This is a genomic window from Pseudomonas sp. MWU12-2319, assembly GCF_023242525.1.
Classification (GTDB): Bacteria; Pseudomonadota; Gammaproteobacteria; order Pseudomonadales; family Pseudomonadaceae; genus Aquipseudomonas; species Aquipseudomonas gingeri_D.
Genome location: NZ_JALJES010000001.1, coordinates 203,286 through 230,081 on the forward strand (window position 1 = coordinate 203,286; position 26,796 = coordinate 230,081).

At 63.0% G+C, this 26,796-nt stretch carries 19 protein-coding genes and 1 pseudogene; 13 read left to right on the forward strand and 7 right to left on the reverse strand.

From position 1 onward, the window contains the following. Positions 1-60 precede the first annotated feature (60 nt). Positions 61-684, reverse strand: a complete 624-nt coding sequence (locus tag M5C01_RS00690) for a TetR/AcrR family transcriptional regulator (RefSeq protein ID WP_103499698.1) — start codon at positions 682-684, stop codon at positions 61-63. Between the two features lie 178 nt (positions 685-862). Here M5C01_RS00690 and M5C01_RS00695 point away from each other — a divergent pair, with 178 nt between their 5' ends. The 7 genes from M5C01_RS00695 (at position 863) to M5C01_RS00725 (ending at position 9,356) form a co-directional block, all read left to right on the forward strand. Then, on the forward strand, positions 863-2,647 hold the full coding sequence (locus tag M5C01_RS00695) for an acyclic terpene utilization AtuA family protein (protein ID WP_152736986.1): 1,785 nt from the start codon (positions 863-865) through the stop codon (positions 2,645-2,647). Positions 2,648-2,702: 55 nt separating this feature from the next. Then, complete coding sequence (gene atuC / locus M5C01_RS00700; protein WP_152736987.1) at positions 2,703-4,319, forward strand: geranyl-CoA carboxylase subunit beta; 1,617 nt, start codon at positions 2,703-2,705, stop codon at positions 4,317-4,319. A 24-nt stretch (positions 4,320-4,343) separates the two neighbouring features. Beyond that, positions 4,344-5,501: a citronellyl-CoA dehydrogenase gene (atuD, locus tag M5C01_RS00705; RefSeq protein ID WP_152736988.1), complete on the forward strand. Its 1,158-nt coding sequence runs from the start codon at positions 4,344-4,346 to the stop codon at positions 5,499-5,501. Beyond that, entirely contained in the window at positions 5,498-6,289 is a 792-nt protein-coding gene (locus M5C01_RS00710; RefSeq protein ID WP_103499694.1) for an enoyl-CoA hydratase-related protein, read from the forward strand. Before atuD ends, M5C01_RS00710 begins: the two co-directional genes overlap by 4 nt. A gap of 135 nt (positions 6,290-6,424) precedes the next feature. Beyond that, on the forward strand, positions 6,425-8,377 hold the full coding sequence (locus M5C01_RS00715; RefSeq protein ID WP_152736989.1) for an acetyl/propionyl/methylcrotonyl-CoA carboxylase subunit alpha: 1,953 nt from the start codon (positions 6,425-6,427) through the stop codon (positions 8,375-8,377). Between the two features lie 69 nt (positions 8,378-8,446). After that, on the forward strand, positions 8,447-8,989 hold the full coding sequence (locus tag M5C01_RS00720) for an exonuclease domain-containing protein (protein ID WP_103499702.1): 543 nt from the start codon (positions 8,447-8,449) through the stop codon (positions 8,987-8,989). 85 nt (positions 8,990-9,074) lie between these two features. Beyond that, the gene (locus tag M5C01_RS00725) at positions 9,075-9,356 is read left to right on the forward strand and encodes a pyrimidine/purine nucleoside phosphorylase (protein WP_100940553.1); all 282 of its coding nucleotides are present in this window, start codon (positions 9,075-9,077) and stop codon (positions 9,354-9,356) included. 230 nt (positions 9,357-9,586) lie between these two features. Here the strand turns inward: M5C01_RS00725 and M5C01_RS00730 are convergent. Next, positions 9,587-9,892 (reverse strand): annotated as a pseudogene (locus M5C01_RS00730) (Fic family protein); the annotation flags it as partial. Between the two features lie 62 nt (positions 9,893-9,954). Then, the gene (locus tag M5C01_RS00735) at positions 9,955-11,733 is read right to left on the reverse strand and encodes an ABC transporter transmembrane domain-containing protein (RefSeq protein ID WP_178129725.1); all 1,779 of its coding nucleotides are present in this window, start codon (positions 11,731-11,733) and stop codon (positions 9,955-9,957) included. Between the two features lie 258 nt (positions 11,734-11,991). Here M5C01_RS00735 and M5C01_RS00740 point away from each other — a divergent pair, with 258 nt between their 5' ends. Then, positions 11,992-12,168, forward strand: coding sequence for a PA1571 family protein (locus M5C01_RS00740; RefSeq protein ID WP_177103040.1), 177 nt, complete (start codon positions 11,992-11,994; stop codon positions 12,166-12,168). Positions 12,169-12,222: 54 nt separating this feature from the next. Here the strand turns inward: M5C01_RS00740 and pdxB are convergent, their stop codons facing one another. Next, a complete protein-coding gene (pdxB, locus tag M5C01_RS00745; protein WP_152736991.1) occupies positions 12,223-13,365 on the reverse strand; it encodes a 4-phosphoerythronate dehydrogenase PdxB in 1,143 nt (380 codons plus the stop codon). Positions 13,366-13,549: 184 nt separating this feature from the next. Between pdxB and M5C01_RS00750 the strand changes: the two genes are divergently transcribed. Next, a complete protein-coding gene (locus tag M5C01_RS00750; protein ID WP_178129726.1) occupies positions 13,550-14,959 on the forward strand; it encodes an MATE family efflux transporter in 1,410 nt (469 codons plus the stop codon). Here M5C01_RS00750 and tusA read toward each other — a convergent pair. Both tusA and rlmM read right to left on the reverse strand, forming a co-directional pair. Continuing rightward, positions 14,956-15,207 carry a sulfurtransferase TusA gene (gene tusA / locus M5C01_RS00755; RefSeq protein WP_103499689.1) on the reverse strand — a complete coding sequence of 84 codons (252 nt, stop codon included), beginning with the start codon at positions 15,205-15,207 and terminating at the stop codon, positions 14,956-14,958. The two genes, M5C01_RS00750 and tusA, sit on opposite strands and share 4 nt — an antisense overlap. A 26-nt stretch (positions 15,208-15,233) precedes the next feature. After that, positions 15,234-16,301: a 23S rRNA (cytidine(2498)-2'-O)-methyltransferase RlmM gene (rlmM, locus tag M5C01_RS00760; RefSeq protein ID WP_152736993.1), complete on the reverse strand. Its 1,068-nt coding sequence runs from the start codon at positions 16,299-16,301 to the stop codon at positions 15,234-15,236. A 162-nt stretch (positions 16,302-16,463) separates the two neighbouring features. Between rlmM and acnA the strand changes: the two genes are divergently transcribed. From acnA to M5C01_RS00780, 4 genes are all read left to right on the forward strand, one after another. Then, positions 16,464-19,205, forward strand: a complete 2,742-nt coding sequence (acnA, locus tag M5C01_RS00765) for an aconitate hydratase AcnA (RefSeq protein WP_152736994.1) — start codon at positions 16,464-16,466, stop codon at positions 19,203-19,205. Positions 19,206-19,592: 387 nt separating this feature from the next. After that, a complete protein-coding gene (locus M5C01_RS00770; protein ID WP_152736995.1) occupies positions 19,593-20,384 on the forward strand; it encodes a CPBP family intramembrane glutamic endopeptidase in 792 nt (263 codons plus the stop codon). A 213-nt stretch (positions 20,385-20,597) separates the two neighbouring features. Beyond that, complete coding sequence (locus M5C01_RS00775; RefSeq protein WP_152736996.1) at positions 20,598-22,163, forward strand: PAS domain-containing methyl-accepting chemotaxis protein; 1,566 nt, start codon at positions 20,598-20,600, stop codon at positions 22,161-22,163. Positions 22,164-22,515: 352 nt separating this feature from the next. After that, positions 22,516-24,369, forward strand: a complete 1,854-nt coding sequence (locus M5C01_RS00780; protein WP_248764269.1) for a hypothetical protein — start codon at positions 22,516-22,518, stop codon at positions 24,367-24,369. A gap of 78 nt (positions 24,370-24,447) precedes the next feature. Here the strand turns inward: M5C01_RS00780 and M5C01_RS00785 are convergent, their stop codons facing one another. Next, complete coding sequence (locus M5C01_RS00785; protein ID WP_248764270.1) at positions 24,448-26,694, reverse strand: autotransporter outer membrane beta-barrel domain-containing protein; 2,247 nt, start codon at positions 26,692-26,694, stop codon at positions 24,448-24,450. Between the last annotated feature and the right edge of the window lie 102 nt (positions 26,695-26,796).

Sequence of the window (26,796 nt, forward strand, 5' to 3'; positions counted from 1 at the left end):
AGGCGGTTTTCCCAACTTAGACAACTTTCCGCCCGCTAATTAATGACTTGCGCAGCAACATCACGAGTCTTTGAGAATCAACATCAAAGCCTCTTCGGCCAGTTGGTCCAGCGTCAGGCTGCCCTGGGGTCGAAACCAGGTGGTGGTCCAGGACAAGGCGCCGGTCAGGAAGCGCCGGGTGATGAACACGTCGCCCTTGATATAGCCGGCATCGCGGGCTTCGCCCAGCACCTGGAGCCAGATCTGCTCGTAGAGATCGCGCAAGGCCAGGACCTTGGCCTGCCCCTGCTCGGACAACGAGCGCCATTCATAGACCAGCACCGCCATGGCTTCACCGGTGCCACCCATGATCGATTGCAGTTCACAACGGATCAGCGCCAGCACCCGTTCACGCAGGCTGCCGGCTTCGGCCAGCGACGCGCGCATCAGGGCCGTGTTGTAAACGATAGTCTCCTCCATCACCGCGCGCAGGATTTCGTCCTTGCTTTTGAAGTGATGGAACAGGCTGCCGGACTGGATGCCGATGGCACTGGCCAGGTCGCGCACCGTGGTGCGGTCGAAGCCCTGGCTGCGAAACAGGTGGGCCGCGGTCTGCAGCAATTTGCCGCGGGCGCTGTCCGGGTCGGTCAGTTGTCCGGCGCTGACCAGTTCGCGCATGACACGCTGGGCTTGTTGCTCGTTCACGGCATTTTCCTCATGACTCTACGGCGTCCCACCCTCGGCCCACCGCAGGAGGGAGGTTGCGCGCAATTTAAGCCTACAAGGACAGCCAAGCAAGCGCTTGGGGTGAACGGACCGGTGGGATTTACAAACCAAGCGCTTGCTTGGTAGTCTCGTCCAGGGATTTTCGGAGGCGGCTCTGATGAAGGCAAGGGTTCGTGTCGGTTGCGCCAGTGCGTTCTGGGGCGATACCAGCAGCGCGGCGGCGCAACTGGTCGAAGGCGGGCGCCTGGACTACCTGGTGTTCGACTATCTGGCGGAAGTGACGATGTCGATCATGGCCGGGGCGCGGATGAAAGACCCCGGCGCCGGTTATGCGACGGACTTCGTCGAGGTCCTGCGGCCCTTGCTCGGCGAGATCGCCCGCCAGGAAATCCGCGTGATCAGCAATGCCGGCGGGGTCAATCCACAGGCCTGCGCCGCGGCCCTGCAAGCAGCCTGCAACACCGCCGGAGTACCGTTGAAGATTGCCGTGCTGCTGGGCGACGACCTGCAACCGCAGCTTGGGCAACTGGCCGCGAGCGGCATCCAGGAAATGTTCAATGGCACGGCGCTGCCCGCACACTGTGTGTCGACCAACGCCTACCTTGGCGCGCCGGGCATCGCCCAAGCACTAAGCCTGGGCGCGGATGTGGTGATCACCGGGCGGGTGGTCGACAGCGCGCTGGTCAGTGCCGCCCTGGTGCATGAATTCGGCTGGTCCTGGCAGGACTACGACAAGCTGGCCCAGGCCGCCCTCGCCGGGCATATCATCGAGTGCGGCGCGCAGTGCACCGGCGGCAACTTCACCGATTGGCGCGAGGTGCCGGACTACGAGCACATCGGTTTTCCCATTGTCGAGGTCAGCGCCGACAGCCACTTCGTTGTCAGCAAGCCTGAAGGTTCCGGCGGTCTGGTGACGCCGCTGACCGTGGGCGAGCAACTGCTCTACGAAATCGGCGATCCCAGGGCCTATCTGCTGCCGGATGTCATTTGCGATTTCACCCGGGTCCGGCTTGTGCAGCAGGCCGCCAATCGCGTCAGCGTCAGCGGCGCCAGGGGCTTGCCACCGACCGCGCAATACAAGGTCTGCGCCACCTATCCTGATGGATTCCGCTGTACCGCCAGCTGCCTGATGGCCGGGATTGACGCCGTGGCCAAGGCCCGCCGGGTCAGCCAGGCGATCCTCGACAAGACCAGTGAAATGCTCGGCGCCCGGGGCTGGCCGCCCTACAGCGAAGTCAGCAGCGAACTGCTCGGCAGCGAAGCCACCTACGGGCCCCATGGCCGCCGCCAGGACAGCCGCGAGGTGGTGATCAAGCTGGCGGTGCGTCATCCCGAGCGCCAGGCCCTGCTGCTGTTTTCCCGGGAGATCGCCCAGGCCGCCACCGGCATGGCCCCGGGGCTGAGCGGGATCCTCGGCGGACGCCCCACGGTATCCCCGCTGATCCGCCTGTTTTCCTTCCTGATCGATAAAGAGGCCTGCACATTGAGCGTGCATCTCGACGGCCAGGCGCATGCCGTCGCCCTGCCCGCCTCGAGCGCCATGCAAACCATTGCCGAAGACCTGCAACCGCCCAGGCCACAGGGCCGTGCCGAAGCCAATGTGCCCCTGGTGAAACTGGCGGTGGCGCGCTCTGGCGACAAGGGCAATCACAGCAATATCGGGGTCATGGCGCGGCACCCCGACTATCTGCCGTGGATCGCCGAGGCCTTGACCCCGGCGGTGGTGGTGGACTGGATGGGCCATGTCCTCGACCCCACCCATGGCCGTGTCGAACGCTGGTACCTGCCCGGCAGCCACAGCCTGAATTTTCTGCTGGAAAACGCCCTGGGCGGCGGCGGTATCGCCAGCTTGCGCATCGATCCCCAGGGCAAGGCCTTCGCCCAGCAACTGTTGGAAATCCAGATTCCCGTGCCACGACAGATTGCCGATCAACTGGCTTGAGGACTGTCACCGTGACCTGTGCATCCCTGTTCGATCAAGCACCCAGGAGAATCCCATGCCCGTAATCGAATCCCGGCTCGATGACCATGGCGAGGATTTCGCCCGTCATCGCCAGGCCATGCTCGCCGGCCTCGGGCAGATCCGCCAACTGGAACAGAACCTGCTGGACAAGGCCGAAAGCGCGCGGGAGAAATTCACCGGCCGGGGTCAGTTGCTGCCCCGGGAACGCCTGAACCTGCTGCTCGACCCCGGCGCGCCGTTTCTCGAACTGGCCAGCCTCGCCGGCTACAAGTTGCACGACGACAAGGATGGCAGCCTCGCCGGTGGCGGCCTGATTGCCGGTATCGGCCATGTCTGCGGCGTGCGCGTGCTGGTGGTAGTCAACAACAGCGCGATCAAGGGCGGGACCATTTCCCCCAGCGGCCTGAAAAAGACCCTGCGCCTGCAACAGATTGCCCTGGAAAACAAACTGCCGGTGATCACCCTGGCCGAAAGCGGCGGGGCCAACCTCAACTACGCGGCGGAGATTTTCGTCGAAGGCGCGCGCAGTTTCGCCAATCAAGCGCGGATGTCGGCAATGGGCCTGCCACAGATCACCGTGGTCCACGGCTCGGCGACGGCGGGCGGCGCCTATCAACCGGGGCTCTCGGATTACGTGGTGGTGGTCCGTGGCAAGGCCCGCTTGTTTCTCGCAGGTCCCCCATTGCTCAAGGCGGCCACCGGTGAAGTGGCGACCGACGAGGAACTCGGCGGCGCGCAGATGCATGCCCAGGTGGCCGGCACCGCGGAATACCTGGCGCAAAACGATGCCGACGGCGTGCGTATCGCCCGGGAAATCATCGCCCAACTGCCCTGGAACGACCGACTGCCGATCACAGCCGCCAGGACCTGGACCGAACCGCTCTACCCCATCGACGAGCTGCTCGGACTGATCCCCGACGACCCGAAAAAACCCTATGACGTGCGCGAGATCGTCGCCCGCCTGGCCGACGGCTCGAACTTCCTCGAATTCAAGGCCGAGTTCGACACCCAGACAATCTGCGGCCATCTGCAGATCCAGGGCCGGCCCTGCGGCCTGATCGGCAATAACGGCCCGATCACGCCCAAGGGCGCGAGCAAGGCGGCGCAGTTTATCCAGCTCTGCGACCAGAGCCGCACGCCCCTGGTGTTCCTGCATAACACCACCGGTTTTATGGTCGGCACCGAGGCCGAGCAACAAGGAGTGATCAAGCACGGGGCGAAGATGATCCAGGCGGTGGCCAATGCCCGGGTGCCGAAATTGACCCTGGTGGTCGGCGGTTCCTATGGCGCCGGCAACTACGCCATGTGCGGCCGCGGCCTGGACCCGCGTTTTATATTCGCCTGGCCCGGCAGCCGTACGGCGGTGATGGGCGGCGCCCAGGCCGGCAAGGTGCTGCGCATCGTCACCGAGGCGCGGCAGCTCAAGGACGGCCTGGTGCCCGACACCAAGATGCTCGACGGGCTGGAGCAGATGACCGCGCAAAAGCTCGACAGCCAGTCCACCGCGCTCTACGGCACGGCCAACCTGTGGGACGACGGTCTGATAGACCCTCGGGACAGTCGCACGCTGCTGGGTTATTTGCTGGATATCTGCCACGAAGCCGAGGTTCGTCAGCTACAACCCAATAGCTTTGGCGTGGCGCGGTTCTGATCAACGATCACGGAGCACAAGGAAATGATCTTCACCCAGGAACATGAAGCCCTGCGGCGCACCGTGCGCCAGTTCGTCGAACGCGATATCAACCCCCATGTCGACGAGTGGGAGAAAGCCGGACGCTTTCCCATTCATGAGATTTTCCGCAAGGCCGGCGAGCTGGGCCTGCTCGGTATCTCCAAGCCGCAAGCCTTCGGCGGCCTGGGCCTGGACTACAGCTATTCCATCGTCGCCGCCGAGGAGTTCGGCACCATTCATTGCGGCGGGATTCCCATGTCCATCGGCGTGCAGACCGATATGTGCACCCCGGCCCTGGCGCGCTTCGGTTCCGATGAACTGCGCGAGCAGTTCCTTATTCCGGCGATCCGTGGCGAACAGGTGGGTTGCATCGGCGTGTCCGAGGTCGGTGCCGGCTCCGATGTCGCCGGGCTCAAGACCCGCGCGCGCAAGGACGGCGACGACTATGTGATCGACGGCAGCAAGATGTGGATCACCAATTCGCCCTGCGCCGACTTCATGTGCCTGCTGGCCAATACCTCGGACGACAAGCCACATCTGAACAAGTCGTTGATCATGGTGCCGATGGACAGTCCCGGGATCAGCCTTAGCCCGCACCTGGACAAGCTCGGCATGCGCAGTTCGGAAACCGCCCAGGTGTTTTTCGACAATGTGCGGGTGCCCCAGCGCAACCGCATCGGCCAGGAAGGCGCGGGTTTCATGATGCAGATGTTGCAGTTCCAGGAGGAACGGCTGTTCGGCGCGGCCAATATGATCAAGGGACTGGAGTATTGCGTCGACAGTACCCTGGTCTACTGCAAGGAGCGCCAGACCTTCGGCGCACCGCTGATCGACAACCAGGTCATTCACTTCCGCCTGGCGGAGCTGTCGACCGAGATTGAAGCGCTGCGGGCGCTGGTCTACCAGGCCACCGAGCAGTACATCAACGGGCAGGATGTGACCCGGTTGGCCTCCATGGCCAAGCTCAAGGCCGGGCGCCTGGGTCGCGAGGTCAGCGACAGTTGCCTGCAATATTGGGGCGGCATGGGCTTTATGTGGGACAACCCGGTGGCCCGGGCCTATCGCGATATGCGCCTGGTGTCGATTGGCGGCGGTGCCGACGAGATCATGCTGGGGATCATCTGCAAGTTGATGGGCAGCTTGCCGGGGAAAAAGCGGTGATTGCCCTGCCGGTGTGCCGGACCTTGCGCCTGGCTTTGGAAGGCGGCGTGCTGCGGATCACCCTTGCTCGTCCGGACAGCCGTAACGCGATGAACCGGCAGATGGTCGACGAGCTGCGCGCGACCCTCGCCGCCGTGCGCCTTGATCACAGCGTTCGCGTGCTGGTGTTGCGGGGCGCCGGCGGGCATTTCTGTGCCGGTGGCGATCTTCAGGATATGGCCCGGGCGCGGGACGCTGGTGTGGAGGCCTGCCGTGAGTTGAACCGGGCATTCGGTGCCTTGCTGGAGGAAACCCAGAGCGCCCCGCAGGTGGTGATCGCCGTGCTGCAAGGGGCGGTGCTGGGTGGCGGTTTGGGATTGGCTTGTGTCAGCGATATCGCCATCGCCCAGAGCAGCGCCGGCTTGGGCTTGCCGGAAACCAGCCTGGGGGTATTACCGGCGCAGATTGCGCCGTTCGTGGTAAGGCGGATCGGTTTGACCCAGGCACGGCGATTGGCACTGACTGCGGCACGGCTCGATGGGAATGAGGCCGGACGTTTGGGGCTGGTGCATTTTGTCGAGGCGGACGAGCAGGCCCTGGACACACGCCTGGAGACAGTGATCGTCCAGGTGCTGCGCTGCGCGCCGGGGGCGAATGCGCTGACCAAGGCGTTGTTGCTCGATGAGCAGCCGCTGGGGCCTTTGCTGGACCGGGCGGCCGAGTGGTTTGCACAGGCGGTGACCGGAGAGGAAGGGGCCGAGGGGACATTGGCCTTTGTGCAGAAACGGGCACCGCGTTGGCAGCCCTGAAAAGCTTCGCGGGCAAGCCCTGCTCCTACAGATCCGAGTCGAACACAAAACGAGAGTACGACACAAATTTGTAGGAGCAGGGCTTGCCCGCGAAGACGGCCTCACTGACAACCCATTCACCCGAGGATGCCCCCCATGCCCGCCTTCCATAAAATCCTGATCGCCAATCGCGGTGAAATCGCCTGTCGGATCATCCTCGGCGCCCAGGCCCTGGGCTATCGCACCGTTGCCGTGTTCAGCGAAGCCGACACCCAGGCCCGCCATGTGCAACTGGCCGACGAAGCAGTCTGCATCGGCCCACCCCCGGTCACCCAGTCCTACCTGAACAGCGCCGCCCTGCTCGACGCCGCCCGCAAGACCGGTGCCGATGCACTCCACCCCGGCTACGGCCTGCTCTCGGAAAACGCCGCCTTCGCCCAGGCCTGCCTGGACGCCGGCCTGACTTTTATCGGCCCCAGCCCCGCCGCCATCGCCCTGATGGGCAGCAAGCGCCTGTCGAAAATCGCCATGCTCGCCGCCGGCGTACCGTGCATCGCCGGCTACCAGGGTGCGGAACAGGATGACGCGACCCTCGCCCGCGAAGCCGAACGCCTCGGTTATCCGTTGATGATCAAGGCCAGCGCCGGCGGCGGCGGACGCGGCATGCGCCTGGTGCAACGGACCGAGGAGTTGGCGCAACAGCTCCACTCCGCCCGCTCGGAAGCCCTGAACGCCTTCGGCAGCGACGAACTGATCCTGGAACAGGCGCTGGTCGAACCGCGCCATGTGGAAATCCAGCTGTTCGGCGACCAGCATGGCCAGCTGATCCATCTCGGCGAACGGGACTGCTCGATCCAGCGCCGTCACCAGAAGGTCATCGAGGAGGCGCCCTGCCCGGTGATGACCGCCGAACTGCGCCAGGCCATGGGCGAGGCGGCGCTGAAGGCCGGCCGCGCGGTGAACTATGTCGGTGCCGGCACCGTGGAATTCCTGCTGGATGCCAGCGGCCGGTTCTATTTCCTGGAAATGAACACCCGCTTGCAGGTCGAACACCCGGTCAGCGAAATGATCACCGGCCTGGACCTTGTGGCCTGGCAGATCAATGTCGCCGCCGGCCTGCCGCTGCCGCTGCGCCAGGAACAGGTCGAGTTCAAGGGCCATGCCATTGAAGTGCGCCTGTATGCGGAGGATCCGACCCGGGACTTCCTCCCGCAAACCGGACGGATCCTCGGCTGGGAACCGGCACCGATGGCGGGCGTACGGATCGATCACGGCCTGGTCGAGGGCGACGCCATCAGCCCGTTCTATGATCCACTGCTGGGCAAGCTGATCGCCCACGGCGCAACCCGCGAAGAAGCCCGGCGCAAATTGTTGCGGACGGTCGAGGATTGCGTGCTGCTGGGGATTGCCAGCAATCAGCGTCTGCTGGTGCGGTTGCTGAAACATCCGCGCTTTGTCGAAGGCCGATTCAGTACCGCCTTTATCGACGAACATTTCAGTGAACACCCAAGTTATGTCCCCTCGACGGTGGAACTGGCCCTGGCCGCCGCGCTGTTCTATCGGCAGGCGGCTGACCGGCATGCGCCCGGGCTCTCGGGCTGGAGCAACACCGCCAGCGTCCCGCGCCCCTGTCGACTGGCGCTGGAAGACAGCCACTTCGATCTGTTGCTCACCGATCGTCCCGGCGCGGCACTGCGGGTTCAACGAGCCGATGAGCGCGTCGAACTACGGATACTGGAGCGCGATGCACGCTGGGTACGGGTGCAGATCGACGGTGTGCTCCGGCGCTACGCCTACCGCCTTGACGGCGACCAGCTCTGGCTTTGCACCGGCCCCGGCAGCCTGCACCTGCGCGATCGTACCCACGCCCCCGTGCAAGCACCGGGCGCTATCGGCTCGGGCACACTGCAAGCACCGATGGACGGCGCCATCGTCCAGGTACTGGTCAGCGAAGGCAGCCCGGTCAGCAAAGGCCAGCTGCTGCTGGTGCTGGAGGCCATGAAAATGGAGCATCCGCTCAAGTCAGGAGTGGAGGGTGTGGTGCGGCGAGTACGGGTTATCCAGGGCGATCAGGTAAAAAACCGCCAGATCCTGCTGGAAGTCGAATAAGCCGCTAGGCGGATCAAGCGCCTTTGGCTACGCTTGAGTCCGACTAGGATGCTGTATTCGGAGCTTGAGATGCCCCACTGGCTGGTGATTGATCTGGAAGCCACGACGGATGATGGGGGCTGGCCGCTGGCCGAGATGGAAATCATCGAAATCGGCGCCACCCTGGTCAACCGTGAAGGCCGCGAGCTGGACCACTTCCAGCGTTTTGTCAGGCCCCTGCGCCGTCCCCTGCTGACCCTCTTCTGCCGCGAGCTGACCCATATCAGCCAGGCGCAGATCGACGGTGCGGCGCCACTGGGCGAGGTCTGGCCGCTGTTCGAGCGCTGGCTGGGCCAGCACCAGACGCGCTTGGAAGGCTGGGCCAGCTGGGGCGACTACGACCGTCGGCAGCTGGAACAGGACTGGCGACAGCTCGGGCTGTCGAGTGCCCTGGGCCAGGTGCCGCATATCAACCTCAAGCAGCGCTTCGCCAAGGCAAGGCGCCTGGAGCGGCCGCTGGGCCTGAACGGCGCCTTGCAACTGGCCGGACTGCAATTCAATGGCCAGCAGCACCGGGCACTGGAGGATGCACGCAATACCGCGCGCCTGCTGCCGTTGAGCCTGCCGAACTGAATACCCCTCTTCAACGCGTGACGAGGCAAAACGCCTTGGGCATACTGATCGGCCCAATTTTTCAGCTCATTTCGAGGAATCGCCCATGTTTAAAGTCAACGAGTACTTCGACGGCACCGTCAAGTCGATTGCCTTCGCACAAGCCGAAGGCGCCGCCACCATCGGCGTGATGGCCGCGGGCGAATACGAATTCGGCACCGCCCAGCGCGAGATCATGCACGTGATCTCCGGTTCCCTGACCGTCAAGCTGCCCGACAGCAGCACCTGGGAAACCTTCGAAACCGGCAGCCAGTTCAACGTACCGGCCAACAGCAAGTTCCAGCTGAAAGTCGCCGTGGACACCGCTTATCTGTGCGAATACCGCTGAGTCAGCAACGCTGACTGTCCCCAGCCCTTGAGAACATCCCGTCTGGCATTGTCCCGATGCCAGGTGGTCAAGGGCGAACCCTGGCCCGCCCCTTCTCGGTCAACCGATACTTCTGCGCAGGACTGCGCGGTGAGTCCGGGTCCGTCATCTCCACACACCCGGACACCAGCGCCGGTCCCAGATAAGTGCTGCGAAAGCTCGCGCGATGGTTCAGCTCAAGACGCGACATCTCGACTCTCGGGTCGCCAATCCGGCATCGCCTCATAGGCCGCAAAGGCGTTGCGCACTTCCTGGATTTCCCGCGGCAACCCCAGGACCTTCTTGCCATCGAGTACCGCCGTGACCTGCTCCAGGCTCAAGGTGTTGTTCTCGATGGCCAACGACGCCTGGATCGTCCGGATACGATTGCCGCGACGCAGTTGTGGCGTGAGCTGGTCGTTGCGCACCGCCGACAACTGCCCCAGTTGCTCACTGATACCGACTACCAGCGAAAACATGCGGGGCGTCAAGGTCAAAGGCGGCTGATAGCAGGACATATCCTCATCCGGGATGGCTGGCGAAGGTCGTCATAATGCCCGAACCTGGAAGTCCAAGCACATCACTCGTGCACCACGGACTCCCGCGCATTGAACTGCAACGCCGCCAGCCGCGCGTACAACGGGTTGCTCGCGATCAACTGGGAGTGGGTGCCGATCGCCACCAGCTTGCCCTGGTCCATCACCGCGATCCGGTCGGCGTTCTGCACCGTGGCCAGGCGATGGGCGATCACCAGGGTGGTGCGGCCGTGCATCAGGCTTGGCAGCGCTTCCTGAATCAAGTGTTCGCTCTGGGCATCGAGGGCACTGGTGGCTTCGTCCAGCAACAGGATCGGCGCATCCACCAGCAATGCCCGGGCAATCGCCAGGCGTTGCCGTTGGCCGCCGGACAGCCCCAACCCACCATCCCCCAGGTGCGTGCGATAGCCATCGGGCATTTGCTCGATAAATTCGTGGGCATGGGCGATACGTGCCGCCTCGCGGACCTGGGCGTCGCTGGCCGCCGGGTTGCCGTAGCGGATATTTTCCTCGACGCTGCCAAAGAACAGCGCCGGGCTTTGCGAAACCAGCGCAAAACAACGACGCAAGTCCTGCGGGTCCAGCTCGGTCAAGGGCTGACCGTCGAGCAGCAGGCGCCCCTGTTGTGGATCGTAGAAACGCAGCAACAGGTCGAACACCGTGGATTTACCCGCCCCCGAGGGCCCGACCAGGGCCAGGGTTTCTCCAGCCCTGACTGTCAGGTTCAGGCCATCGATGGCATGGCTGTCCGGACGCGAGGGGTAGCTGAAGCGCAGATTCTCCAGCACCAGGTTGCCGCTGACCCGTTCGGCCAGCTTCACCCCACCGCCGACCGGCGCGGTGATTTCATTGCTCGACTGCAACAACTCACCGATCCGCTCCCCCGCTCCCGCCGCCCGCTGCAACTCACCAATCACCTCGCTGAGGGTGCCGAAGGCGCTGCCGACGATCAGGCTGTAGAAGACAAAGGCCGCCAGTTCACCGCCGGAAATCTTCCCGGCCATCACATCCATGCCGCCGACCCAGAGCATCACCGCCACCGCGCCCAGCACCAGCACGATCACCAGGGTAATCAGCCAGGCCCGTTGCACGATGCGCTTGCGCGCCGTCTCGAAGGCCTGCTCGACGGTCACGGCGAAGCGCTGCTCGTCCTGCACCTGGTGGTTGTAGGCCTGCACGGTCTTGATCTGGCCAAGGGTTTCGCTGACATAGCTGCCGACATCGGCAACCCGATCCTGGCTCAGCCGCGACAGGCCACGCACCCGGCGACCAAAGATCAGGATCGGCACCAGCACCAGCGGCAAGGCGACCACCACGATGCTGGTGAGCTTGGGGTTGGTGATAAACAGCAGCACCACCCCGCCAATCACCATCAGTGCATTGCGCAGGAACAGCGAGAGCGACGAGCCGATCACCGACTGCAACAGCGTGGTGTCGGCGGTCAGGCGTGACTGGATTTCCGAACTGCGGTTGTTCTCGTAGAACCCCGGGTGCAGGTAGATCAGGTGGTTGAACACCTGCCGACGAATATCCGCCACCACCCGCTCGCCAATCCAGGACACCAGGTAGAACCGCGCGAAAGTGCCCACCGCCAGGCCCAGGACCAGCAACATGAACAAGCCGATGGACTGGTTGAGCAACTGCGGCGACTGGGTCATGAACCCCTTGTCCACCAGCAGGCGGATACCCTGGCCCATGGACAGGGTGATGGCGGCGGTGACGATCAGCGCCACCAGGGCGCCGGCCGCCTGCCAGCGATAAGGGGCGACAAAACGACTGGCCAGGCGAATGGCGCGGCGATGGCGTGCAGAGAGCATGGGCAAGGAATCCGTTGGGCGACGAAGACAGAGCCTACACCGAACCGGGAAGGAACTTATGCAAAACGCAATCAATCGGATTAATTATGACCGTGCATGCTAATCCCTAGAAAGTATTGGTCTAAAGCCTCTCTGGCGGTGACGGGCGGTTTCTGCTGCACTGGTGCCGTGGCCCTGCTTGTAGCCTGTTGTCACAGGCTGGTCATGCGACGCTTATAATCTTTAACTGAACCTGATGACGAAACCTGAGCGAGGAGACAGGCCATGGATTTGCAAAACAGCAGCAACAACCAGATTCCGGTGATTCGTCCCTGCCCGCAGAAATTGGGCTGCGCGATTATCGACGCACAGGGCCGTGAAGTGCCGATCACCGAAGAAATGATCCAGGACGCCTGCCGCGAACTGGAACAGCGCTTGGTCAAGCCTGCTGAGCAAGACTGACAGCCCGAACTCCCCCTTGACCCGGCCTCGCTGCCGGGTTTTTTATGCCTGCGTCTACAACAGGACAGCCCCCAGGGCCAACACCAGCTTGCGCAGCACTTCGTCGTCGCCGTTGATCTTCACCGGCAAGCCTTCGATTTCCCGGCGCTCGGGATAGTGTTTGCGCAGCAGGTCGAACGCGACCTTCTGCTCGGCCACGTTGCCGGTCAGGCTGCGGCGGAAATCCGCATCGTCACGCCGTGGGTCATAGACCCCGCGACAGATCATCGCCATGGCCCAGGCCGGGTCGCTACCGGCATTGAGGGTGACCTGCACCAGCCAGGGCTTGGGCAACAGTTCATCGAGACCGACCGTGGGAGCCTGGTCGAGGAAGGCGCAGAACGCCTGGTAGATCTGCGCGGTACCGCGTTGCTTGCCGTCGAGGCTGTACCCGGCGATATGCGGCGAGCCCAGTACGCACAACTCGGCCAGGGCGACATCCACTTGCGGCTCGGCCTCCCAGACGTCCAGCACCGCCTGCAGGTCCTCACGCTCCAGCAGCACTTCGCGCAACGCGGCGTTGTCCACCACCGGACCGCGCGCGGCGTTGATCAGCCAGGTACCGGGCCTGAGCTGCTCCAGGTGCCGGCGATCGAGCAGATGCCAGGTGGGTTGCTCGCCCGTGCGGGTCAAGGGCGTGTGCAGGCTGATTACATCGCACTGCTCGATGATCTGCTCCAGGCTGACATAATCGCCGCCTCCAGCCGCCTGCCGCGGCGGGTCGCAGACCAGGACGTTCCAGCCCAGCCCGCGCAGGACCTTGATCAGCCGCCCGCCGACTTCACCCGCGCCGACCACCCCATAGGTGCGCGCGGTAAGGTCCGCGCCTTCGATTTCCGCCAGGGTCAGCAGGCTGCCCAGCACATAGTCGACCACTCCACGAGCATTGCAGCCGGGGGCGCTGGACCAGTGAATGCCGGCCTGTTCGAAGTAGTCGAGGTCCAGGTGGTCGGTGCCGATGGTGCAGGTGCCGACAAAGCGCACCGGGCTGCCTTCGAGCAACTCGCGGCTGACCGAGGTCACCGAACGCACCAGCAACACATCCGCCTCGGCCACCGCCGCCCGGTCGATGCTGCGGCCCGGCAAGCGACGGATCTCGCCAAAACCGGCAAAGAAGGCATCGATCAGGGGAATATTTTCGTCGGCAACAATCAGCATGGCAGGCTCCTTGGGCAAGGGCGCAGTGTAGGCGCAGTCAGCGTCCGAGGGCCAGCCAAGCGTCAAGCCTCCTGTCCCTGGCGGAACTTCGACCTTACAAATGAGCTACAACCGGCGATTACCTGACTCCTGCGTCAACAGGTAGAATCGGCGGCTTTTCGCGTCATGCCTGGATACATCATCGGTGAACAGCCTCACTGCAACATCTGACACCCCGCCTCTGAGTCGACCGGCCCGGGTCCGCCTGGAACTGCGTAACCTGCTGGGCCTGGCCCTGCCGATCATCATTGCCCAGCTGGCGCATACCGCCATGGGCTTCGTCGACGCGGTGATGGCCGGCCGGGTCGGCCCACGCGACCTGGCAGCGGTGGCGCTGGGCAACTCGATCTGGGTGCCGGTGTTCCTGTTGATGACCGGCATCCTCCTGGCGACCACCCCCAAGGTCGCCCAGCGCCATGGCGCCGGAACCCCGGCCGAGATCGGCCCGCTGGTGCGCCAGGCCCTGTGGCTGGCGCTGGTGGTGGGCCTGGCGGCGGGCGTGATCCTCTACAACGCCGAGCCGGTCCTGCATTTGATGAAGGTCGACCCGGAACTGATCGGCCCGTGCATGGACTACCTGCGCGGCATCGGCATCGGCCTGCCGACGGTGGCGCTCTATCACGTGCTGCGCTGCTGCAGCGACGGCATGGGCCGCACCCGGCCGAGCATGGTCCTGGGCCTGTGCGGGCTGGCGCTGAATATTCCGCTGAACTACGTGTTCATCTACGGGCACTTCGGCGTGCCGGCCATGGGCGGACCGGGCTGCGGCTGGGCCACGGCGATCGTGATGTGGTGCATGCTGTTCGGCATGGCCGGCTGGGTGCGCTGGGCCAAGGTCTATCGGCCGAGCCAGGTATTCAGCCATTTCGAGTGGCCGCAGTGGGCGGTGATCAAGCGGTTGCTGAATATCGGCCTGCCCATCGGCATCGCGGTATTCGCCGAGGCCAGCATCTTCTCGGTGATCGCCCTGCTGATCGGCAGCCTCGGCGCCACGGTGGTGGCCGGACACCAGATCGCCCTGAACATCAGCTCGCTGGTATTTATGGTCCCCTACTCCCTGAGCATGGCCATCACCGTACGGGTCGGCCAGGCCCTGGGCCGCGAACAGCCCCGTGAAGCGCGCTTTACCGCTGGGGTTGGAGTGGCCACGGCGCTGGCTTATGGCTGTTTGTCGGCGAGCCTGATGCTGCTGTTTCGCGAACACCTGGCGACCCTCTACACCAACGATCCGCGGGTGATCCAGGTGGCAACCATGCTGATCGTGTATTCGGCGCTGTTCCAGATCTCGGATGTGATCCAGGTCACGGCGGCCGGGGCCTTGCGCGGTTACCAGGACACCCGGGTGACCATGATCCTGACGTTGTTCGCCTATTGGGGCATCGGTTTGCCGGTGGGCTACGCCCTCGGTTTGACCGACTGGCTGGGTGCGCCGAGTGGCCCGAGCGGGCTGTGGCAGGGTTTGATCGTGGGATTGTCGTGCGCGGCGGTGATGCTCTCGATCCGCCTGGTACGCAGCGCGCGCAGGCGGATCCGGATGAGCCGCTCGACGGCCTAGTCGAGCTTCTTGCGAATCCAGTACAGGTAGGTACCGGCCTCTTCGCGCTGCTCCACCAGTTCATGGTCGAGAAACACGCAGAACTTGGGGATATCGCGACGGGTCGACGGATCGGTGGCGATCACCTTGAGCAGCCCCCCCGGCGCCAGGTCGCGGATATGCTGGTGCAACATCATCACCGGCTCCGGGCAATTGAGCCCGGTGGCGTCGAGGGTGCCGTCAACGGCGGGGTCGTGGGGTTGGGTCATGCTTCACTCCTGAAACCAGGCCGGCATTATCTAGCTTTTTTCACATCCAGTCGACGCAAGTGGCAGGTCACTTCCTCACGGTCGTGGTACAGCTGCTTGCAGCCGATCTCCACCCGGATGCCACGGGCCTTGAAGCCCTCTTCGATACGCTCCAGCAAACGCCGGACTTCGGCATAACGCTGCTTCATCGGCAACTTGAGGTTGACCACCGCCTCGCGGCAATGCCCCTCGCCGATCCAGGTCTCGAGCAAGGCGGCATTGCGCGCCGGTTTCTCGACGATATCGCAGACCATCCAGTCCACCGGCTGTTTCGGCTTGAAGGTGAAGCCGTCGGCCATCAGATGCTGGACCAGGCCGGTATCCATCAGGCTTTCGGCCATGGGACCGTTGTCGATGGCGGTCACCAGCATGCCCCGGTTGACCAGTTGCCAGGTCCAGCCGCCGGGCGCGGCGCCGAGGTCGACGCCGGTCATGTCGCTGTGCAGGCGCTCGTCCCACTGGTCGCGGGGGATAAAGTGGTGCCAGGCCTCTTCCAGCTTGAGGGTCGAGCGGCTCGGGGCGCTCCTGGGGAACTTGAGCCGGGGAATGCCCATCGGCCACATCGCCGAATTGTCCGCGTCGGCCAGGCCGAGGAAGACTTCCCGACCGCTCTTGAAGGTCAGCAACAGGCGCGGCTTGAGCGAGTCCTCCACCAGCTTGCCGGCCTGGACCAGGGCCTTGCGCAGCGGGCCTTCGAATTTCTTGCAGAAGTTCGAGAGTTCCTTGCCATCGTTGGTATCGACCACTTCCAGCCAGAGGCTGCCGAACGTCGGCCACGCCGCCAATTCAGCGAGGATCACGCTGATACGGTCGGTTTCCGGGAGGTCGATAAACCGCCCGCGCGCCCACTGCCGGGGGAAGATCAACTCGGCGAAACGCAAGCCGTTCATCAGACGACGGGCGCCGTCGTCGTCGCTGCAGACGAACTCGGCGCAGGCACTGTTGGTCTTGGCCTTGGCGTAGCCCGGGACGTCCAGGCGCGCGGCGTGCTCGGAAATCTCCGAGCAGACTTCGCCTTCGAAGCCCGGACGGCAATGCATAAAAAGGGTGTTCATTGAACTCAGCCTGTCACTAAAACCGGCGCATCATAGCCGAGTTCGGAACCTTGGACCTGCCCATAGAGTCCAGTAACTAGCCAGTTTTCCCGATCGGAGCTAGCGTTAAGGCTCTGTTCGTTCCACCCGGCCCGTGCCGTGCGGGCCTCAAGGAGTCATTTCATGTCCTCCCTCGATAGCCTGAAAACCCTTAAAACCCTGGAGGTAGGCACCAAGACCTACCACTATTTCAGCCTCCCGGATGCCGCCAAGTCCCTCGGCAACCTGGACAAGCTGCCGATGTCGCTCAAGGTCCTGCTGGAAAACCTGCTGCGTTGGGAAGACGACAAGACCGTCACCGGCGCCGACCTCAAGGCCATCGCCGCCTGGCTCAAGACCCGCGGCTCCGACCGGGAAATCCAGTACCGCCCGGCCCGGGTGCTGATGCAGGACTTCACCGGGGTGCCGGCGGTGGTCGACCTGGCCGCCATGCGCGCCGCCGTGGCCAAGGCCGGCGGCGATCCGCAGCGGATCAACCCGCTCTCCCCCGTCGACCTGGTGATCGACCACTCGGTGATGGTCGACAAATTCGCCACGCCGCAGGCCTTCGGCGAGAACGTCGATATCGAAATGGAGCGCAACGGCGAACGCTACGCCTTCCTGCGCTGGGGCCAGAACGCCTTCGACAATTTCAGCGTGGTGCCGCCGGGCACCGGGATCTGCCATCAGGTCAACCTCGAGTACCTCGGCCGAACCGTCTGGACCAAGGATGAGGATGGCCGCACCTATGCCTTCCCCGATACCCTGGTCGGCACCGACTCCCACACCACCATGATCAACGGTCTCGGCGTGCTCGGCTGGGGCGTCGGCGGCATCGAGGCGGAAGCGGCGATGCTTGGCCAGCCGGTGTCGATGCTGATTCCCGAAGTGATAGGTTTCAAGCTCACCGGCAAGCTCAAGGAAGGTATCACCGCCACCGACCTGGTGCTGACGGTGACCCAGATGCTGCGCAGGAAAGGCGTGGTCGGCAAGTTTGTCGAGTTCTACGGCGATGGTCTCGCCGAACTGCCCCTCGCGGACCGCGCGACCATCGCCAACATGGCCCCGGAATACGGCGCCACCTGCGGTTTCTTCCCGGTGGACGAGGTGACGCTGGATTACCTGCGCCTGTCCGGCCGGCCGAGCGAAACCGTCAAGCTGGTGGAGGCCTACAGCAAGGCCCAGGGCCTGTGGCGGCTGCCGGGCCATGAGCCGGCCTTCAGCGACAGCCTGGCCCTCGACATGGCCAGCGTCGAAGCCAGCCTGGCCGGGCCAAAACGTCCGCAGGACCGGGTGTCGCTGCCGGATGTCGCGCAAGCCTTCAACGACTTCATGGCGCTGCAATTCAAACCCGTGCACAAGGACGAAGGCCGCCTGGAAAGCGAAGGCGGCGGCGGTGTCGCGGTGGGCAATGCGGATATGGTCGGTGAAGCCGACTACAGCTATGAAGGCCAAACCTACCGGTTGAAAAATGGCGCGGTGGTCATTGCCGCCATTACCTCCTGCACCAACACTTCCAACCCCAGCGTGATGATGGCCGCCGGACTGGTGGCCAAGAAGGCCGTGGAAAAAGGCCTGAAACGCAAACCCTGGGTCAAGAGTTCCCTGGCCCCCGGCTCCAAGGTGGTAACCGACTACTACAAGGCCGCCGGCCTGACCCGCTACCTCGACGAACTGGGCTTCGCCCTGGTGGGTTATGGCTGCACCACCTGCATCGGCAACTCCGGGCCGTTGCCCGAGCCGATTGAAAAAGCCATTACCCAGTCCGACCTCACCGTCGCCTCGGTGTTGTCCGGCAACCGTAACTTCGAGGGCCGGGTGCACCCGTTGGTGAAGACCAACTGGCTGGCCTCGCCGCCACTGGTGGTGGCCTACGCCCTGGCCGGCAGCGTGCGCATCGATATCAGCCACGAACCGCTCGGTGAAGACCAGGACGGCAAGCCGGTGTACCTGCGGGATATCTGGCCGAGCCAGAAGGAAATCGCTGACGCGGTGGCCCAGGTCGATACCGCCATGTTCCACAAGGAGTACGCCGAAGTCTTCGCCGGCGACGCCCAGTGGCAGGCCATTGAAGTCCCCCAGGCCGCCACCTATGTCTGGCAGAAGGACTCGACCTATATCCAGCACCCGCCGTTCTTCGACAATATCGCCGGGCCCCTGCCGGTGATCGAAGATATCGAAGGCGCACGGGTACTGGCCCTGCTCGGCGACTCGGTGACCACCGACCACATCTCCCCCGCCGGCAATATCAAGGCCGACAGTCCCGCCGGACGTTATCTGCGCGAACTGGGCGTGGAACCCCGGGACTTCAACTCCTACGGTTCACGCCGTGGCAACCATGAAGTGATGATGCGCGGCACCTTTGCCAATATCCGCATCCGCAACGAAATGCTCGGCGGCGAGGAAGGTGGCAATACCTTCCATGTACCGTCCGGCGAAAAACTGCCGATCTATGACGCGGCCATGCGTTATCAGGCCGAAGGCACGCCACTGGTGGTGATTGCCGGCCAGGAATACGGCACCGGCTCGAGCCGAGACTGGGCCGCCAAGGGCACCAACCTGCTGGGAGTCAAGGCGGTGATCGCCGAGAGTTTCGAGCGTATCCACCGTTCCAACCTGGTGGGCATGGGTGTGCTGCCCTTGCAGTTCAAGCTCGACCAGAACCGCAAGAGCCTGCAACTGACCGGCAGGGAAACCCTGAGTATCGGCGGACTGAGCGGCACCGAACTGCAACCGCGAATGAACCTGCCACTGACCCTGACCCGTGAAGATGGCAGCCAGGAGAAAATCGACGTGTTGTGTCGGATCGACACGCTTAATGAAGTGGAATACTTCAAGGCCGGGGGAATCCTGCATTACGTATTACGGCAACTCATTGCTTCTTGATGGTTCCATGAAATAGCGCGAAGGCGCGCCGGCGTTGGTCGGTGCGCCTTTCAAGCCAGATCGGCCAGCCCCCCGGTTATTCATCCCCAAACACTATCTTACAAACGACGAAACAGTTTCTTCCCTTCATGAATATCGCCTCTCACACGCACAAGTAACACGGCGCAATCTCCGCGCACTACTTATGTGTTCAGTCTCGCAGGGTCATGCTACATCCCTGACAACCGCCGTTGAGAGTGTGCCTCATCACCCGGGCTGGAGGAGCCCAGCCTTGAAAACACGCCGGTACGGCCGCTGTTTTTCATTGGCCAGCGGCTCTGGCCCGTACGTTATGATAGTTGGCCCTCAACACCGGGATTTACTTGTTCAACGAATAGAGGACCCTGCATGTCTGTTTTGCCCTGGGCGTATCTGGCCCTGCTTTCCCTGGGTTATGCCCTGGCCTTGAGCGTCGGCCATCTGGGGCTGCCCAGCCTGATCGCCTTCGCCCTGCTGCTGGCCACCGGTGCCGCGGCATTCCAGCAGCGCAATCGCCCGGTTCGTTACCTGGGTCACGGCCTGTTCCTGCTGCTCGCCATCGGCCTGGCCCTGCACTGGCTGCCGGGCTTCGAGAATGGCCGGATGATCAGCGCGGTGCGTTTCACCCCGGACGCCGTGCCTTTCACCATGTACCTCAATCTCGATAAACCGCTGGTCGGCTTCTGGCTGCTGCTGGTCTGCCCGTGGGTGGTCAATCGCCGCTCCGCGCGACGGGTGCTGGGCACCACGGCAATTGCCGGGGCCGTGACCTCGCTGCTGGCCCTGGGCGGCGCCATCAGCCTGGGCATCGTCGACTGGGCGCCGAAGTGGCCAGAACAAGGCGGGCTCTGGCTGCTGAACAACCTGCTGCTGGTGAGCCTGGTCGAGGAAGTGCTGTTTCGCGGCTATATCCAGGGCGGCCTGAGTCGCTGCTTCAGATCCTTGCCACGGGGAGAAAGCCTGGCGCTGTTCGGCGCCGCGCTGATCTTCGGGCTGACGCACCTGGGGGCAGGCTGGCAATGGGCATTACTGGCGACACTAGCCGGTGTCGGCTATGGTCTGGCCTACCGTTTTGGCGGTTTGGCCGCAGCCATCGCCACCCATGTCGCACTTAATACACTGCACTTCGTTTTCTTTACTTATCCGATGTTGCAACCGTGATAAACCGAACGACAGTACCTATTGGCTACTGTCGTTCGGTTAAACCCCACGGAAAACTGAACACATTAACTTCACGCGTGTTCGACTCGTATTCAAGGACGGGTACGAGTACGCAAAGGCCAGAATATGAACCGGCGCTGAAAGTTGAAAAATATATTCAATATTTCCCCTGCCCTGCCGACAACCCGTCAAAGCCTTGCGGATAGAGAAACCATGCGTAATAACCAACCCATTACCCAACGCGAACGCACCTTCCCCGCTCAGCAACGGTTGATTTCCACTACCGACGCCAAAGGCGTGATCACCTACTGCAACGACGCTTTTGTCGAGATCAGTGGATTTTCCCGCGAAGAACTGATCCGCGCGCCCCACAACCTGGTGCGCCACCCGGACGTTCCGGAGGCGGTGTTTGCCCATATGTGGAACACTCTGAAACAAGGCCTGCCATGGATGGGCATTGTCAAGAACCGCTGCAAGAGTGGTGACCATTACTGGGTCAACGCCTATGTGACGCCCGTTTTCGAAGGCAGCCAGGTGATCGGCTACGAATCGGTGCGGATCAAACCCACCGCCGAGCAGATCCGCCGTGCCGAGGCGCTGTACCAGCGCATCAACCAGGGCAAGTCGGCCGTGCCGCGGCGCGACAAGTGGCTGCCGGTACTGCAGGACTGGCTGCCGTTTATCCTGGTCAGCCAGGTCAGCTTCCTGATCAGCATCTGGCTCAACTCCTACTGGGGCTTTGCCCTGGCCGCGGCGGTCTCGGTACCCCTCGGGCTGATGGGCCTGAGCTGGCAGCAGCGCGGCCTCAAGCGCCTGTTGCAGTTGGCCGAACAGACCACCTCCGACCCACTGATCGCGCAGATGTACACCGACAGTCGTGGTGCCCAGGCCCGTATGGAAATGTCCATCCTCAGCCAGGAAGCCCGTCTGAAAACCTGCCTGACCCGCTTGCAGGACACCGCCGAGCACCTGACCAGCCAGGCGAAGCAGTCCGACGAACTGGCGCAGAAAAGCTCCACCGGCCTGGATCGCCAGCGCCAGGAAACCGAGCAGGTGGCCACCGCCGTCAACCAGATGGCCGCCACCACCCAGGAAGTCGCCAGCCATGTCCAGCGCACGGCCGATGCGACCCAGGAAGCCAATCGCCTGACCAGTCGCGGTCGTGATATCGCCGGCGAGACCCGCGAGGCCATCGAGCGCCTGTCGGTGGTGGTCGGCGAGACCGGCAGCACGGTTACGCAGTTGGCCAAGGACAGTGACGAGATCGGCGGCGTGGTCGATGTGATCAAGGGCATTGCCGACCAGACCAACCTGCTGGCCTTGAACGCGGCGATTGAAGCGGCCCGCGCCGGGGAAATGGGTCGTGGTTTTGCGGTGGTTGCCGATGAAGTGCGTCAACTGGCGCAACGCACCAGCGAATCCACCGGCCAGATCCACGCCCTGATCGCCAAGCTGCAACAGACCGCCGGCAACGCCGTGCAAACCATGGACGCCGGCCACCGCCAGGCCCAGGAAGGCGTGGCGCGAGTCATGGAAGCCGATGCGGCGCTGGTGGGGATCAGCGAAGCAGTGGCCAATATCACCGACATGACCACCCAGATCGCCGCCGCCACCGAAGAGCAAAGCTCGGTGGCCGAAGAGATCAGCCGCAATATCAGCACCATTGCGCAACTGGCCGACCAGACCTCGGAGCAGGCGCACGACTCGGCGCACTTGAGCGAAGAGTTGACCCGCACCGCCAACACGCAGTATTCGTTGGTGGAGCGTTTTAACCGGTAATCGTTAAAGCGCCCGGAAAACCCGATGATTAATAGTCATCGGGTTTTTTATTGCCTGAAGAAAGTCAATCAACTCTACTTTTAGAGTAAGAAACTTCCTAAAACATACAAACCTTTAACCGACACAACTTACCTCATCAAAACCATCCCTGCAAAACCCTTGACAATGCTCAACCGTTACTATTCGTTAAAGAGCAGGCATGACATCCCATAGATAGTTACTACCCACTTGAGACGTTCATGCCTTATTTGCCAGATCAGCACGTGCCGACATAAAACACTCACAATAATCGGTAACGCGTCTGACCGTGAAACGACCTGACAACACTCAATTAGATAGCAGGACTATCCTTATGATGGATCTAGTAAACACCCTACAGTCTCGCTTCACGAAAGAGGACCTTATCGCCCCCCGTGTCGAGCAAGCGGCCCCGGAGGATGGGCTGCTGCCAGTCGGCGAGCTTGACAGTCCCCTCTCGGTTTCCCTGCCACTGTGGCCGAATGCACGGCCCGATGACCGCTATCAACTCACCTGGAACAATGTATTGATTGGCGACCCCATTCCACTGACGCCGCCTCTGCAATCGGGTGATATCTTGTATGCGCATCTCCCGGTCAGCACACTCGCCGTCGAAGGGACTTATCAACTTGGTTACCGAATCAGCACGGGGCCGGGCGCAATCGCCTATCAGTCGCAAACCACGCCCCTGGTTATTGATCGCAGCCCACCCGGCGGCACTCTTCTCGCCGCCCTTATCCTTCCGCCGGTCACCCTCGACGGCCTGAGCAACCATGAACTCGTCGCCCTGGACAACCAACTCACCGTCACGGTTCCCGGTTACTTCGACATGCAGTGGGGCGATGTGATTCAAAGTTATTGGGGCGAGCAGGCCGGGCCCAGCCATACCGTGCAAGCCGATCAACTCGGCAGCGATAAAATCCGGCTCAGTGTCGACCGAAGTTTCCTCGAACACCTGGGCAACGGCGAATTCGCCCTGAGTTACAGCGTCCGCGATCGCGCCGGCAATACCTCCGTGCGCTCGCAAGCGGTCATGCTCAAGTTGCAGTTACAGCAGGCACCGGCCAACCTGCAAGCCCCCCTGGCCCTGCAACTGGAAAATGGCCAGGTCCATGATGCCCAGGCCCGCATCGGCGTGAAGATCGCGGTGCCCACCTACCAGCATGTCGCCATCGGCGACGAAATCTGCGTGCTGTGGAACGGCGAACGGGCCGCCGCCAGGCGGATCATCACCGCCCACGAACTGGACAAGCCTTTGCTGCTGAACGTCATGGCGCGTTATCTGGTGATTTCCCGCCACGGCGACGGCCCGGCCCGGCTGAACTACCAGGTTCGCCGCAATGGCGAGGTGTTCACCTCACCGACACTGGAACTCGAGGTTTTTTTGCAACTGCCCGGCCCGCAGGACCCGACCCCGCAGACGATGGTCAACGAGGCCCTGGCCGCGCCGTTGATCAAGGGCAAGAATCCGAATGGCCGGCGGCTGGACAACTACCTGGATGAGGACAATGCACAACTCTCGGCCGACGCGGTCATCGCCTGGCGCAAGGCGTTCCAGGCCGGCGACCGGATCAACCTGTTCTGGGGCCAGTCCAGCCAACCGCTGGTACACCTGATTACCCCTCGTGATGTCGAGGCCGCCTGCTATCTGGTGATCAACGTACCGAACAGCCTGATTGCCGAACAAGGCTGCGGCGTCGATATCAGTGTGCAGTACACCGTGACCCGGGAAGGCAATCCGAACACCTCCTACTCGCCCAAGCAATCGGTCGCGGTGATCTTCCAGATGCAGTTGCCGGGTGGCTCGGCGGGCCTGATGGAGCCGGTGTTCGCCGCGGCCAACGTGCTGAATGTAGTGGACCCGCGCCAGGACCCGGAGGGCACGGTGGTGCTGATCAGCCCCTACCGCAACATGAAAGTCGGCGACCGCATCGTCCTGCGCTTTTGCGGCTTCGACGCCCTCACTGGCGGCAACGAGATCGAGGCCGCGGCCTTCAGCAGCGAACGCCTGGTCAGCGAGCACGAACTGCGCAACGGCTGCCGGCTGCGGGTGCCGCTGGCGCGCCTGATGGCCATCGAGCATGGTCGTGGCCGGGCCCGCTATGAGGTGATCAGCGAGCTGGGGCGGGTCACCTCATTGCCCGCCGATGTCTACATCTCGTCACGCGCGACCGTCATGGCGCGTTGAGCGTCAGACACGAAAAAAGCCCTCGGCGATCCTTCGTCGAGGGCTTCGGATCAAAGCGGTCGTCAATGACCGCGCCGATCAGAACGCGTAGCGCAGGCCGAGATTGACACCCCAGGGCTGCTCGATGTGCTCGCCCTTCATGTAATCGAAATCGGCATGCAGTTGCAGGTCCGTCGACAGCGCGGCAGAAACCCCCACGCCCAATTCGCCACGGGTGCCGAACAGGCTGTTGTCGAAGGCCGTGTCATTGACCTTCACCGTATTGTCGTTGCGGGAAAATTCATGGGCCATGGCCACCCGCAGATACGGCTGCAACAGACCGCCGTCGCGCAGTTCAAGGTTACGCCCCAGGGTCGCGCCGGCCTTGCCAAGCACGGAGACGGTACGGTCGTTCTCCGCTCGCAGCCCATTGTCCAATTGGTAGCTGCCGCCCTTGACCAGGACCGAGGACAACTGGGCGTAAGGCTCGACAAAGACATCGTCACGCAGCTTGATGTGTTTGCCTAACTCCAGCGAAGCGCCATAGGCGAAGTTGTCGTAGTCACCCTTGGCCTTGGTGCCGTTGGTCATCCTGACATCGGCCTGGTTATCGAAACGGTTCAGCTTGAGCACGCCGTCGAGGTAGTAGCCGTCGTCCCGCAGCCAGGTGCCGTAAGCACCGAGGGAGTAGCTGTCGACCGTGGCGGAGGTGCCACGATTGAGGCTCAGGTCGGAACGACTGTGGCCGGCCATGACCCCGACCAGCAACTGCCCGTCCCTGACCGGCACGGGCAGATCGGCGCCGAATGACAAGCCTTTCTGGCGTTGCTTGTAGCCGAGCCCCGCCTCGGCGGTGATGTTGTGCTGGCTGCCGTAACTACGAATCCAGCCACCGCCCTCGCCACTGGTGCGAATTTCCCCCATGCGGCTGCGCAAAGTCGGCAGCTCGCCATACCAGATGGTCGGCCCGACGTTGAACAGCGCCAGCGAGGCCTCGGTCGAGGGGCTGATGGTCTTGCCGGAGCCGACGATAAACCAGTCATCGCCCTGCTTCTCCAACTGATAGGAGTAGACACCCAGGTCAATGCTGCCGCCGACCGCTTCGAACAGCGCATCGCCGCCTTCGGTGTGCACCACGTGCAAGGGCGTGATCTCCGGGGAGTTGGGCTCGAGCCCGGTGTTCTGGACATTCAGCAGGAAGTTACCGTGGGCCTCGCCGTTGATATCCAGTTTGTCGCCGGTGTTGTCCATCAGGTTGACGTGCATATTGAACATGCCGGTGCCGGACAGCTCGCCCAAGGACAGGGTGTAGAACTGATCGGCCGAGCCCAGGGTCACGCTGCCGCCGTCCATGGACAGCGACTTGACCTCGGCGTCGCCGGTCAGCGTCCAGTTCGCTCGACTGTTGATCGCCACGCTGTTGGTGTTGATCAGGTTACCGAACAGTTGCGCGCCGTTTTGCAGGGTGACATCCAGGGTGCTGCTGTCATCGGCCACCAGGTCGCCGCGCAGCAGGCTGCTGTCGGCGGTGAAACCGACGTTACTGGCGCCCGCGACGTCCAGCAAGATGCCGTTGCCGGACAGCAGGTGCGCGTCGTTCTGCACGGTGATTTTCGCAATGGTGCCTTCCTCCGCCGAGATGGCCGGGCCGGTCAAACCTTCTATCGTCGAGTTGTCGACCACGATATTGGCTTCCCGAGGAATAATCGGGCCGCCGGGCGCGGCGGTTCGGCCATCGAGTTGCAAGCCGATCGAGTCGCCCTGCACATAGCTGTTGTTGGTCATATTCAGGGTGGCGCCGAGCAAGCGGATCCCCACGCCCCCCACTCCGCCGAAGTCGCTGCCGAACACTCGGGTATTGTCCAGACTGAGTTGCCCCAGCGCGGCCACGGCAATTCCGATTCCGGCTCCGGTCAGCGTACTGTTCTGGATATCCGCCCTGGAAGCTGTGGTCGTACCTGCCGACGTCACGGTGCTCAGTTCGAGTGCCGTGCCGATATCGTTGCGCACCTGCGCCTCATTGAGGGTAGCCCTGGCGCCCCCCAAGTGGATACCTCCGGTGACCGTACCGCCATTGACCCTCACCTGGGAGGTCGATCCGTCAGCCCTGACGCTGGTCGCGGCGCCGCCGTCGACAATATCCAATATGCCGCCATTGATCACTTGCCATGAAGTGGCCTCGCTCTCGGCCGTGACCGTTTCCCGGCGATTGTCCACTATCCCCTGGGGCTCATTGTCCGGAGCGTCTTGCGCCAGACTCACCGGGGAACCCAATACGGCCCCCATGAGGCAGGCGATTTTCCCGAGGCCTTTATACGGGGCCAATCGATAAGTCGTGCGTAACATTACTTCTTCTCCACCAAACAGAAGTAATAGTTTGATAAGGCTCGACCCCGATTTAATATTAAAAAAGGCCGTCAAAAAAGTAGGACACCTCCTAAATAACAC